We start from the raw sequence: 12219 nt of genomic DNA, 5'->3' as shown, positions 1-12219 counted from the left end.
TTTCTGTTCTTTCCCATCCCGCGTCAAACGCACGATGTGCATTTGACGATGACACGCTTTTGTTAGCCGCTCTTAGTATGAACAGCGCGGCTGCGAAGCAGGTTCAAGAGAAAACCTGTTGGACTGCCAAGGGCGTCGCCCAATTTCTATTGGCACGCACTCATCGCACCCGGGTGTGGGCACACAAAGTATGGGTATGCACGCGCTGGGGGTGGATACCCAGCCACCGCGTATCTACGCCAGGCCCAACTCCAACACCCTCTCAGACTGCCAGCTCCTCCGGCAGCAGCATGGCGATGCGCTCGCGGATGGAGTCGGCGCGCTCGGCGCCAGCGGTGTTTTCCACCTCGTCCAGCATCGCGCGGCCTACTTCCAGCATGGATGCGCGATCGCGAGCCTTGCGCAAGGCCTCACGAAAGAACTCTGCCTGGGCCGGGTCACGTTTGGCAAACATGCGCTCGCAAATATCGAACAGAAACATACGGGTCGTGGCCAGCGATCGCTTGCCGTCAAACGGATCTACCGCCGTGGATTGAACCGCCGCGGCAACAGCCGATACGTCCTGGCTCAGATACCCGTCGCGCAAGAGCTGCAACACCAGCTGTTTGCCCTCGTGGCCAAAATACGCGGCCACCTCCTGCACGGTCTTGCGCCCATCTGCCAGCAACAGCAGTGCACGCTCCCGCTGGCCCAGACTGCGGCATCCGGGTTGCAGTTCGGCACGCGCCTTATCGGTTTTTTGAAGCCCCATGGTGTCCGCCCGTTGAAGACAAAGAGCGATTGGAGCAAGTATTTGTTACTCGGGCATGACGCGAAGACTGCGCTCCAACATGGCCTCAAATTCAGCGATCGGCAGCGGGCGGCTCATCAGATAGCCCTGGTAGGCATCGCAGCCGTTGCGGGCCAAAAACAGGCGTTGTTCCTCGCGCTCCACACCTTCGGCGATCACCGCCAGCCCCAGAGTGGCCGCCAATGCGATGATCATCTTGGCTATGGCCGCGTCGTTCGGGTCTTCCAGAATGTCTTTGATGAAGCCCTGGTCGATCTTCAGCTGGTCCAGCGGCAGGCGCTTCAGATAGGTCAGTGATGAATAGCCCGTGCCGAAATCGTCCAGCGAAAAGCCCACGCCCTCGGCCTTCAGCGCATCCATTTTGGCGATGGTGGTTTCCACATCGTTCACCAGCAGGCTCTCGGTCAGCTCCAGCTTGAGGCGCTGCGGTTGGGCGCCGGTACGGCGCACGGCCGCCAGCACCTGCTCCACAAAGTCATCGCGCTGCATTTGCCGGGCACTGACATTCACCGCAATCGACAAGCCGGCCGTGCTGGGCAGCTGCGCCCAGGCCACCAGCTGCTGGCAGGCCGTCTCCAGCACCCACTGGCCCAACGGCACGATGAGATCGGTTTCCTCGGCCAACGGAATGAACTCGGACGGGCTCACCATACCGCGCAGCGGATGTTGCCAGCGCAGCAGGGCCTCGGCCCCGGTGACCCGCCCTGTACCCAGCACCTGCGGCTGGTAGTACAGGCTGAACTGCTGCTGCAGCAGGGCTTCGCGCAGGTCCGCCTCCAGCGCCGCGCGCAAGGTCACCACTGCCTGCATGGCGGCATCAAAAAAGCGCAAGGTATTGCGACCCGAGGTCTTGGCCTGGTACATGGCCAGGTCCGCCTGTTTGAGCAATTCCTCCACGGCGTTGTGTCGTCCATCGAACAAGGCAATGCCGATACTGGGCGAGCTACGGCGCTCATGGCCGTCCAGTACATAGGGCTGGTTCAGCACGTCGAATATCTTCCCGCCCACAGCCCGGCAGTGGGCGGCGGCCTCGTCGACATGGCCGCCCAGGCCCTCCAGGATGACCACGAACTCGTCGCCGCCGAAGCGCGCCACGGTGTCTCCCTCGCGCACGCAACTTGTCAGGCGCCGGGCGACCTGTTGCAGCAGCAGGTCGCCCTTGTCATGGCCCAGCGTGTCGTTCAGGGTCTTGAAGTGGTCCAGGTCTATGAACAGCAAGGCCCCCAGGCTGCCGCTGCGCATGCTAGCCATCAGTGCCTGCTTCAGCCGGTCCAGCAGCAGGCGCCGGTTCGGCAACTGAGTCAGGGGGTCGTAAAAGGCCAGGCTCTTGACCTCGTCTTCGATGGCCTTGCGCTCGGTAAAGTCTTCAATGACCCAGATGGACCCGGCTTGTGGTGCTTCGGGGTACAGGCTGCGGCTACGCAGATGGGCCCAGAACTGCGAACCGTCCTGGCGCTGCAAGAACAGCACATCGTCGGAAGGTCCATGCTCCGGCGCGCTGGAGGACGCGCCGGGCGGATACAGCAATGCGGCGGACAAGCCCGCCATGTCCGACTGGCTATAGCCAAAAATGTCCTGGGCATAGTGGTTGGCCAGATGGACCACCCCGTCGCGCACAAACACAACGCCTACCGGCACATTGCCCAGTATCACCTGCTGTTCGGCAAACGCGGCCTTCAGGTCGCTGCGCATATGGTCCATCTGCATCGCCAGCCGGCCTATTTCATCCTGCCGTTGCCAGCCCACAGCCTGGTCAAAATCGCCGCCGGCCAGTCGGTTGGAAAACAAGGCCAACTGGTTCAAGGGCCGCAATACGCGCACATGCAGCGCCAGCAGGATAAAGCCCAGCGACAGCACGAACTGGCCCAACAAAATGAAGGAATAGGCCCGGCGGTCGCTTTCAAACTCCAGCTGCTTCAGGCTGTTATCGACTTCCATCTCAATAAAACCTGCAACCTCCTGGCGGCTATTGCCCGCTTCCTGGAATGTCAGTGGCCACTGGACCACCCGCGAGCTGCCCCGCCGCCGCTCGGGCTGCTCCAGCGTCAGCATGGGCACCTTGTCGGAATCACGGATGACGATGCGCACCACCTGAGGGTCCAGCAAGGTGGCATGCCCAATGGTGCTCACGCTGGCGGTGTTGTAGTTCCATACCGGTGCCGACAGGCTGTTGGACAGCAGCAAAATCTTGTCGTCCAGGTAGCGCTCCAGCTCCTTGTTGATCTGTGCCTGGCGCAAATCCGTGAGCGTCATCACGCCAATCAGGGCAGGCACAAACAGCCCCGCCGCCATGGCAATCACAATGCCCACGCTCAGGCTGCGCAACCTGTCCCGGGTTTTCAACGGAGGCAAGCGTTGCTTGGTGGGTTGCAAGAAATGCATGGACCAAAGATTAACTGCGGAAGGTGTTTACGTGCTTAGCATTTGCTACACATCATTTTTTGGATTTCAGGATTCTGGAAATTTGCACGCGTCACCAGAGTGGTGTCGGTGAAGATGGTGGCCTCTTTGAGGGCCTGGCCCCTGGCCGCAGCGACCGCCGCCTGCACGCCCTTGTAGCCCATTTGCGCAGGGTTTTGGATCACCAGGCCGCTGATCTCCTGCTTCTTCAGCCCCTCCAGCAGAAAATCGGTCGCGTCAAACCCGACGAAACGCAACTTGCCGGCCTGCCCCGTGTCGCGCAACGCCCGCAGCATGCCATCGGTCGAAGTTTCATTCACCGCGAAAACCCCGTCCAGGGGTTGGTGCCCCCCCAGCAAGGCGACCGCACTCTGCCGTGACCGGCCCGTCGAGCCGCCACCGTACACGTCCGCCACCACGGTGATCGCTGGCGCATTGGCCTTCATGTAATCCAGGAAACCCTTGGCCCGGTCATCCGTGGATGCGCTACCCGCTACCGTGCGCAACACCACGACCCGGCCTTTTTTATCCAGCAGATCGGCCAGGGACTTGGCCGCCAGCTGGCCGCCGGCATAGTTGTTGGAGGTCACAAAATTGCTGTGCTGGTTGCCGTCCAGCCCCGAATCGACGGCCACTACCGGGATGCCCATGGCCACTGCACGCCGCACCGGCGCCACCAGGCGCGCCCTGTCGGTGGCAGCAATCAGGATGGCGTCCACCCCGGACTTGCTGTAGAGCTGCAGTATCTTGATCTGCGAATCGATGTCGTCATTGTGTGCAGGCCCGCGCCAGGTCAGCTGGATATGCCCGTCCTCTTGCACCGCCTTGTCCACGCCGGTGCGCATCACATCCCAAAAAACCTGGTCACTGGCCTTGGGGATGAAGACCAGGTGCACATCTTTCACCGCCGGCTGCGCAGCAGGCAGACCCATTGCGCAGCAGGCCCATAGCAGGATGAGTAGGGATTTCATATGCGTTCCAGCTTGAGTTCTTACGCCATAGCGACACATGCTATAGGTAACAAGATACGCTATCCCTGCATACAAGCGAAACGGGCATACCCTTGTTGCGCGGCCACCAGCAAGCTCTGGCAAGCGCTAGCCGAAACTCCTGATTTAATAGCAACCAGCGCAGGTACTACCTGCGCCAGTGCCAAATTTCACTAAAAACTGCTGGCTACTCAGTTGGCAACCGTGAAGCGCTTTTGCACATGCTTGGGCGTCTCGATCTCGTCCACCATGGCCACGGCCAAGTCGGCAGCCGAAATACCCGAAGGTGCGTCACCCACGCCGGGCAGCGGCGTGTCGGCACCCACACGGTACTTGCCGGTGCGCTCGCCGGGCGCCAGCAGGATGGGGGGCGACAGGAAGGTCCAGTCCAGCGTCGTTTCCAGCTTGATGCGGTTCAACAGCTCGCGGGCCGCCAGCGCGCCCTGCTTCCATTCGGCGGGGAACTGTGGCGTGTCCACCAACTGCAAGCCGGGCGCCACAAACAAGCTGCCCGCACCACCCACTACCAGCACGCGCTTGCCGCCAGCCTGCTTCACACCGTCCAGAATCGCCTGGCTGCCCTGCAGGAACAGGTCATGGATCTGCGGCTCGGTCCAGCCGGGGTTGTAGGCGCTGATGACGGCATCCACACCGGCCACGGCCTTGGCCACCTGGGCCGGGTCCAGCACATCGGCGGGCACCACGGTCAGGCCGGGCTGGGGGCTGAACTTGCCAGGGTTGCGTGCCAACGCAATCACCTGGTGGCCACGGCTGAGCAACTCGGTCAACACGGCGCTGCCAACAAATCCGGTGCCACCAATCAATGCAATCTTCATATCAAGCTCCTATTGGAAAGGGTCTAGTGTGATTTCTTCACACGTGCGTGAATAGAGGGCTAAATTCGCTAATACTCTGAAGTACAGCTTATGAATAACAGCACAGACCAACTCAAACGCATGGCCATCTTTGCCGAGGTGGTGGCCAGCGGCTCGCTCACCGCGGCCGCCCGGCAGCTGGACATGACGCCCTCGGCCGTCAGCCAGCATCTGCGCCAACTTGAAAAAGCCCTGGGCCTGGCCCTGCTGCACCGCTCCACCCGCAAGCTGACCTTGACCGAGGCGGGGGCCCGCTACCACGTGGGCTGTGCAGCCATGGTGGCGGCCGCGCGATCGGCCGAATCGGCCCTGGCCCGGCTACGCGACGAACCCGAGGGCGAGCTGCGCCTGGCCGCCCCCATAGGCTTTGCCAGCCTGCTGGCCAGCGCGCTGGCGCCGCTGCGCGGCCACCCCAAGCTGACGCTAAACCTGCTGCTGGACGACACCGTGATCGACCTGATCGAAGCCCGGGTAGACATTGCGCTGCGCGTGGGCGCCATGCCCAGCTCCAGCCTGGTAGCACGCAAGCTGGGCAGCATGGAACGCCAGCTCTGCGCCGCCCCAGCCTACCTGGCCGAACACGGCTGGCCAGGCCATCCGCAGGATTTGCCACAGCATGTATGGCTGGGCAGCGCATCCGACAACACCACTTTCGACACGCTGGAGCTGCACGGGCTGAACGGACTGAAAGGCGAGCACTGCACGGTGCAGCTGCGCGGCCGGGTGCAGGCCAGCCAGGTATCGGCCTTGCACGCAATGTGCGTGGAGGGCTGGGGCATTTGCGTGGCCGTGCGGCAGGAAGACTTCCAGGCCCTGGCCGACGGCCGGCTGGTGCCTGTGCTGCCGCAGTGGCGGCAAAGCCCCATGCCGGTCTACGCCGTCACCCCAAGGCGCGATGCCCAGCCCGCTAAGGTGCGGCACACGCTGGACCTGCTGGCCACCTACTTTGACCGGGTGTACCCGGGTGTGGTGGAAGACTAATTCCTATTTTGATAGCAGCCTGCACATGTATTACCTGCGCCAGCGGCACTTTTCGTTCTCAATGATCGTCGTGCAGATACGTGGCTTGGCCTGGCAGCAGCAGGCTGACTGCAAAAGTAATTCAGTCTCGTCAGCGCTAGCCATCGATAACAACGAAAAGCATGAATCAGTACGACGACAGACGATACTAAAGAGGTATTTAACGAACCGGCAAGGACATACAGTGAGCGGATATTGGCGTGGTTGGATCGCAGCGATATATCTACCAGCCAGTGCGTATGCCACGACAGCCGCAGTGGATATTCCTTGGATATGGGACCGCAATTGGTCTACCCACGCGCAAGCAGCGGAAGTAGCCCTGCTGGTAGACAACCTTGAACTGCGTGGCAATGTTTTGCGCCAACGCCCCCGATTACAAAGTCCCCCGATATTTCCATTCACACGCGTGACCCCGGTAGTGCACGTGGAATACAGCCTGCTGGAGCCGCCTCTAGAACCAGGCGCATTCAACGACGCGATCCGAGACAAAGTATTGGCTGCCGCGTTGCGCTCTACCTCCGGCTGGGTTCAATTGGACTTTGAAGCCCGTCCCAGTGGACGTGAGGCTTACCTCCGGTTGGTGCACAGTATTCGGCAGCGACTACCCGAGCGGATTCGCCTCAGCGTAACGGTATTAGCGTGGTGGTGCCAAGGCGGTGCGTGGCTAGGCACATTGGACGCAGACGAAGTAGTGCCTATGTTTTTCCGTATGGGGCGCGATGCCAGCCGGTTGCGGACGTTGTTGCAAAACACACCAGCTATGTTGCACGCCCGCTGTAGCAGTGGCGCTATAGGGCTGGCACGGCAAGAACCTCAATTGAATAATGTTTCTGGGCGATATGCTCGTCGCTATTGGTTTGACTACAAAGGCTGGAAAGAGTTCTCACCATGACATATGCAACCACCTTGGTGAGGCTGATACTCATTGCAGCAGCGCTGCAGCTCGGTCTACTGACTGGGGCACAGGCCAGTGGCGGCGGTGAAGGCCCCGTAGATGATTTTGTTTCCCGCACGCAGCCTGATATTCCGTTAGACGCCTACGGCTCAGGCGAAGTAGGCATTGTGCTAAACACCTATCCTCGCATCTTTTTATATCCGGCCTGGAGGGCCATGGTTCTGGGCAAAGCAACTCCCCAAAGCACCGCCCCCCCTCTTGGCAAAAAACCCCCGTCCCCCCTAGAAAAAGCCTGCTGCAACAACGTGCAGGACTCATACATCTCTACTGATGATGCATCCCTGAGCACCAATCAGTGGCTGAATGCCCGTAGCACCATCGTATCCAGCCCGCCGCGTGTGGAACCAACGATTTGGCGAAACCAGCAAGGTGAATCATGGCTCAGCTATCGCAACTGCCCGGATGCAGCCTGGGCTACAGCGACCCGCAATCTGAAAGCACTACAAGCCCGCACGGATGCCACATCCATAAGGCTGCAAGCCTGGATCGAAGCACAAGATGCGGTATTTGAATTCTGCGGCTATGTAAAAGGCGCCAGAACTCCGTTTGGAAAGCCATCTCCACCATCCCCCGAGATACCAAATCCTTTGCCAGCTACAGAACCGCTGGTCTGGAGACAGTGGCGGGACTACCAAATTGCTGCAAGTTATTTCTATAACAGCCAGTTCAAACAAGCTGAACAGCTTTTTCACGCTATTGGAAATACGGCTGGGCATCCTATGCAAATGTGGGGTGAGTATCTGGCACTACGCACCCGGCTGCGTAGTATCAGCCTGGCCCCCGAATGGGACCAGCAACTGCGTAAGCTTCTAATTAGCACAAATACACCGGAGCAAAGAGAGATCGCGCAGGCGGTTTTCTTGCAACGCCGAATGGATTGGCAAAAAACGCAATTGGAAAGACTCACCTCCCAAGGTGAGCGCATCCTGGCCCAACCGACATTGCAACCCATACACGAAGACGTACGTGCCACGCTACGCAGCGCCGCTATTCGACTCACGCCCCTACAGCGTTTTACGCAGCTCAGCGAGCAATTGGATAACGTACAGGCAGACCCCTACATTGACGACACGCTGGGTGACTGGCGTCGACTGGCCAATGACTTAATCGATGGTCCGGATTTTCCGGTGGAGAGCATGCGCTCCCGTCATACCTACTTTGACTGGATGCGCACATTGCAAGGCTGCGAAGGTTCGTTGCGGGATAACAAGGACCTGAGCTGTGCCAGCGAATACGAGCATGCAGTGAAGCGTTGGCAGGCCGCCCGCAAAGCCGGACAAGCCGAAACCGCAGCATGGCTCACAGCCGTGCTAGCCACGGCAGATGCCCCCACGCCTGAACTACTGCAAGCCGGAGACAGTGTTACTGAAAACGCCCCCGAGTACCTTACGGTGCAATACCACATGGTGCGCTTGCTACGTATGGCTGGGCAAAACGACGCGGCACGCGCACGGGTCGATGCATTGCTAGCCCAGCCACTTCGCAGTACCAGCGCCATCAACCTGCTGCGCCGCGAACGCTTTGCCTTGGCCACTGGGCTGGACGATGCGGCGCGCTTTCTCCTACGCAGGAACACTTCGCGAAGCGACCCAGATACTCAGCAGATCCGAACTACACCCGCGACGAACGAGTCTCCAACACAACTCGACACCGACGGCGACACCTGGCTCAATACCGGATTGCCGATGGTGGACCTGCTGAAGTTCAGTAAGTCCACCGTTTTACCGCTCCCCCTGCGTATACACCTTGCAATTGCCGTTTGGTGGCGCGCTGACTTGTTGAATCAACCCGCTTTAGCAATTGCCGCCGCACAATACAGCACAAAATTACTACCGGAACTCAGCGGACTGGCAAAAAACTACACCTTGGCCAAAGACGCACACTCACGACGACACCTCCTCGTAATGGCATCGTTGACCGGCAATCTGTCACCCGTCATTACGTCATCGCCTTGGCCAAACAATTCGATGCCAACCCGCGAAAATACCACCGCCAGCGCTTGGTGCAACTTAACAGGTCCGCAAAGCAATCCAAAGTCTGCGCCTTTACGTGAACCCAATGGTCCTAGTCATTTAGTAGGTAGTGCCGCAGCTCTGCAACATGAAATAGCAGAGTTACAAAAAATCCCAGCCGCTACCAGCGTAGTGGGAGCACACGTGCTAGAGCGCCTTCGACTCAAACCGGATGACCCAGACCTTCCCTGGCTTTTATATGTAACCGTACAGTCCACGCGCGGCGGATGCATCGGACCTGACAATGGCAGCATCTCCCGCAAAGCCTTCAACGCGTTGCACCGGCGCTTTGACAATAGCGAGTGGGCTGAAAAAACACCTGTCTGGTACAGATAGTCTCCATCAGAGCAGCAACCCTCTCGCACAACACCGAAGCTTCTGTGCGCTATCAAGCACAGTGATGCAATATTTTTGATAGCAGCCAGCGCAGGTATTAACTGCGCTGCAGCCTGTTTTGGCTTCAATGGTCGTCGTGCAGGTACGTCGCCTGGCGCGGCAGCAGCAGGCTGACGGCGAAGGCCAGAACCATCATCCCCGTGACGTACCAGTAAAAGTAGGACTCGTGGCCCATCGACTTCAGGCCCAGCGCCACGTACTCGGCGCTGCCGCCAAAGATGGCGTTGCCCACCGCATACGACAGGCCGACTCCCAGCGCACGCACTTCGGGCGGGAACATCTCGGCCTTCACGATGCCGCCTACCGAGGTATAGAAGCTGACCACGGCCAGCGCGACGGTGATCAACACCCCGGCCAGCAGCGGGCTGGTCACGCTCTGCAGCGTGGTGAGGATGGGCACCGTCATCAGCGTGCCCAGCGCACCGAACAGCAGCATGTTGTTGCGCCGGCCAATGCGGTCCGACAGGGCACCGAACAGCGGCTGCATGCACATATAGAGGAACAGGCAGGCGGTCATCACGTTGCTGGCGGTCTTGATCGACATGCCGGCCGAGTTCACCAGGTACTTCTGCATGTAGGTGGTGAAGGTATAGAAGATCAGCGAGCCGCCGGCGGTATAGCCCAGCACCACCAACAAAGCACGCTTATGGTTTTTCAGTAGCTCGGCCACGCTGCCAGCAGCTTTGGAACTGCGCGTCTGCGCGGTGGTGGTTTCATGCAGCGTGCGGCGCAGCATCAGCGCGACCACAGCGGTCAACGCGCCAAGTACGAAGGGAATACGCCAGCCCCAGCTCTTCAGCTCAGCCTCGTCCAGCAACTGCTGCAACACCACGACCACCAGCACCGCCAGCAGCTGGCCGCCGATCAGCGTGACGTACTGGAAAGATGAGTAAAAGCCGCGCTGACCGCGCATCGCCACCTCGCTCATATAGGTGGCGGTGGTGCCGTATTCGCCGCCCACCGACAGGCCCTGCAACAGGCGCGCCGTCAGCAACAACACCGGAGCCAGCGCCCCAATGCTGGCATAGGTGGGCAGGCAGGCAATCAGCAACGAGCCGCCGCACATCATCATCACCGACACCACCATCGAGGTCTTGCGCCCCTTGCGATCGGCCAGACGACCGAAGATCCAACCGCCGATGGGCCGCATCAAAAAGCCCGCGGCAAACACGCCGGCCGTGTTCAGCAACTGGGCCGTAGGGTCCGACTTGGGGAAGAACGCCGGCGCAAAGTAGATGGCGCAGAAGGCGTAGATGTAGAAGTCAAACCACTCCACCAGATTGCCCGACGATGCGGCAACGATGGCGAAGATGCGTTTGCGCTTTTCTTCAAAGGTGTAGGGGAGAGGCAGTACGGCAGTCATGGGGTGTCCTTGTCTCAATGAACTTGTAGTCGGCAGTGTCTTGCAATGCCGTGCTTCTGTCGTCCGTAGCAATCCGCCCAGTTGTCTGCGTAGCTTTACGCAAGGGTAATTACCTAGGGATAGCTAGAGCGCATTCTCACGCAAAAATCGCTCCAGCTCGTGGCTGTTCGACAGGCCCAGTTTGGCGAACACATGGGCGCGGTGCGTCTCCACGGTGCGCAGCTCCAGCGGCGCCAGGTCCAGCGCGATGCGCTTGTTCGGCTTGCCCTCGGCCACCAGCCGCGCGACCTGCATCTCGCGCGGCGTCAGCTTGCTCCACAGCGCCTGCGCGGCCTGCCGGGCTTGCTGCTCGGCAGCGATGGTGCTGGCCTTCTGCAGGGCCTGGGCCACGCTGGCCAGCAGCCGCTCGTCGTTGCAAGGCTTCTCCAGCCAGCCGAAAGCGCCCTGCTGCACTGCCTCCACCGCCATGGCGATATCGCCGTGGCCGGACAAAAACACCACCACCAGCGGGCTCTGCTGCGCACGCAGCGTCTCGAACACCTGCAGCCCGCTGATACCGCCCAGCCGCAGATCGAGGATGGCGCAGCCCGGGCGCTGCGAGTCGACACCAGCCAGAAACGCCTCGCCAGAAGCAAAAGCCTGCACCGCATGGCCACGCGACAGCAGCAACAGGCCCAGCGAGCGGCGCACCGCTTCGTCGTCGTCGACGACGTACAGGTTCAGGGGAAGAGGGTTTGACTTCATGGGGGTCAGGAGACAGGGAACGGAGTTCGCAGAGACTAACCGAGACCAACGCACAGACATTGCACAACAGGCATCTGACGGGAATGAGGTAGATACGATACCCGTTCACGGCCGGTCGCCAATCTGAAACAAGGAATCGGCTCGCTGTAGCGTTCAAAACTGGATAGATCTGTATCTATTCGGATGTCCCCAGCTTGCATATGCTTGAGCTCATTTCCCATTTACATGACTGATCCCATGCCAGAAATCCCCAGTTTGCTAGCCTTTGGCCTTGTCTCGCTCGGCATGGTGCTCACACCCGGGCCGAACATGGTCTACCTCATTTCGCGTTCGATTTGTCAAGGGAGAACGGCCGGACTGATTTCTCTGGGCGGGGTGGCACTCGGGTTCGTTGTCTACATGCTATGCGCTGCATTTGGCATCACTGCTTTGGTGATGGCCGTGCCGTACGCATATGACGTACTGCGCCTCGGAGGTGCGGCCTATCTGTTCTATCTGGCTTGGCAAGCTGTTAAGCCCGGCGGACGCTCGCCGTTTGAAGTGCGTAATTTGCCCAAGGACAGCCCTAAAAAACTTTTCACGATGGGGTTCATCACCAATTTAGAGCGGCTAACAAAACGGGGAAAGTCTACGAAGGCAGATGACACAACAAGCCAGGGAAAGCAAGGCCGTATG

At 59.9% G+C, this 12219-nt stretch carries 10 protein-coding genes; 4 read left to right on the top strand and 6 right to left on the bottom strand.

Annotation, left to right across the window (positions count from 1 at the left end):
• Window positions 1–262: 262 nt before the first annotated feature.
• The 4 genes from AC07O2_RS25850 to AC07O2_RS25835 all read right to left on the bottom strand — a co-directional run bounded on the left by AC07O2_RS25850 (window position 263) and on the right by AC07O2_RS25835 (window position 5015).
• The gene (locus AC07O2_RS25850; protein WP_495103323.1) at window positions 263–751 is read right to left on the bottom strand and encodes a hypothetical protein; all 489 of its coding nucleotides are present in this window, start codon (window positions 749–751) and stop codon (window positions 263–265) included.
• A 45-nt stretch (window positions 752–796) separates the two neighbouring features.
• A complete protein-coding gene (locus AC07O2_RS25845; RefSeq protein ID WP_495234977.1) occupies window positions 797–3172 on the bottom strand; it encodes a putative bifunctional diguanylate cyclase/phosphodiesterase in 2376 nt (791 codons plus the stop codon).
• Window positions 3173–3207: 35 nt separating this feature from the next.
• Window positions 3208–4161, bottom strand: coding sequence for an ABC transporter substrate-binding protein (locus AC07O2_RS25840; protein ID WP_495099066.1), 954 nt, complete (start codon window positions 4159–4161; stop codon window positions 3208–3210).
• 209 nt (window positions 4162–4370) lie between these two features.
• Window positions 4371–5015: an NAD(P)-dependent oxidoreductase gene (locus AC07O2_RS25835; protein WP_495234976.1), complete on the bottom strand. Its 645-nt coding sequence runs from the start codon at window positions 5013–5015 to the stop codon at window positions 4371–4373.
• Between the two features lie 90 nt (window positions 5016–5105).
• Between AC07O2_RS25835 and AC07O2_RS25830 the strand changes: the two genes are divergently transcribed.
• The 3 genes from AC07O2_RS25830 to AC07O2_RS25820 are packed head-to-tail and all read left to right on the top strand — an operon-like array spanning window position 5106 to window position 9377.
• Entirely contained in the window at window positions 5106–6035 is a 930-nt protein-coding gene (locus AC07O2_RS25830; RefSeq protein ID WP_495234975.1) for a LysR family transcriptional regulator, read from the top strand.
• 25 nt (window positions 6036–6060) lie between these two features.
• Window positions 6061–6966, top strand: a complete 906-nt coding sequence (locus AC07O2_RS25825; protein WP_495234974.1) for a hypothetical protein — start codon at window positions 6061–6063, stop codon at window positions 6964–6966.
• Complete coding sequence (locus AC07O2_RS25820; RefSeq protein ID WP_495234973.1) at window positions 6963–9377, top strand: hypothetical protein; 2415 nt, start codon at window positions 6963–6965, stop codon at window positions 9375–9377. The genes AC07O2_RS25825 and AC07O2_RS25820 overlap by 4 nt, the downstream gene beginning before the upstream one ends.
• A 124-nt stretch (window positions 9378–9501) precedes the next feature.
• Here the strand turns inward: AC07O2_RS25820 and AC07O2_RS25815 are convergent, their stop codons facing one another.
• Complete coding sequence (locus tag AC07O2_RS25815) at window positions 9502–10800, bottom strand: MFS family transporter (RefSeq protein ID WP_495234972.1); 1299 nt, start codon at window positions 10798–10800, stop codon at window positions 9502–9504.
• 123 nt (window positions 10801–10923) lie between these two features.
• Complete coding sequence (locus AC07O2_RS25810) at window positions 10924–11544, bottom strand: response regulator transcription factor (RefSeq protein WP_495234971.1); 621 nt, start codon at window positions 11542–11544, stop codon at window positions 10924–10926.
• 237 nt (window positions 11545–11781) lie between these two features.
• On the opposite strand from AC07O2_RS25810, the gene AC07O2_RS25805 reads away from it, so the two are divergent.
• Window positions 11782–12219: LysE family translocator (locus AC07O2_RS25805; protein WP_495234970.1), on the top strand; the 438-nt coding region annotated here is incomplete at its 3' end.

Source organism: Rhodoferax sp. GW821-FHT10B06, assembly GCF_059415605.1.
This window is presented reverse-complemented; position numbering and strand designations above follow the sequence as displayed.

What these genes read in the sequence shown, in the direction of transcription:
- AC07O2_RS25850 (WP_495103323.1), bottom strand. Translation starts at nt 751, where the DNA reads ATGGGGCTTCAAAAAACCGATAAGGCGCGTGCCGAACTGCAACCCGGA.
- AC07O2_RS25845 (WP_495234977.1), bottom strand. Translation starts at nt 3,172, where the DNA reads ATGCATTTCTTGCAACCCACCAAGCAACGCTTGCCTCCGTTGAAAACC.
- AC07O2_RS25840 (WP_495099066.1), bottom strand. Translation starts at nt 4,161, where the DNA reads ATGAAATCCCTACTCATCCTGCTATGGGCCTGCTGCGCAATGGGTCTG.
- AC07O2_RS25835 (WP_495234976.1), bottom strand. Translation starts at nt 5,015, where the DNA reads ATGAAGATTGCATTGATTGGTGGCACCGGATTTGTTGGCAGCGCCGTG.
- AC07O2_RS25830 (WP_495234975.1), top strand. Translation starts at nt 5,106, where the DNA reads ATGAATAACAGCACAGACCAACTCAAACGCATGGCCATCTTTGCCGAG.
- AC07O2_RS25825 (WP_495234974.1), top strand. Translation starts at nt 6,061, where the DNA reads ATGTATTACCTGCGCCAGCGGCACTTTTCGTTCTCAATGATCGTCGTG.
- AC07O2_RS25820 (WP_495234973.1), top strand. Translation starts at nt 6,963, where the DNA reads ATGACATATGCAACCACCTTGGTGAGGCTGATACTCATTGCAGCAGCG.
- AC07O2_RS25815 (WP_495234972.1), bottom strand. Translation starts at nt 10,800, where the DNA reads ATGACTGCCGTACTGCCTCTCCCCTACACCTTTGAAGAAAAGCGCAAA.
- AC07O2_RS25810 (WP_495234971.1), bottom strand. Translation starts at nt 11,544, where the DNA reads ATGAAGTCAAACCCTCTTCCCCTGAACCTGTACGTCGTCGACGACGAC.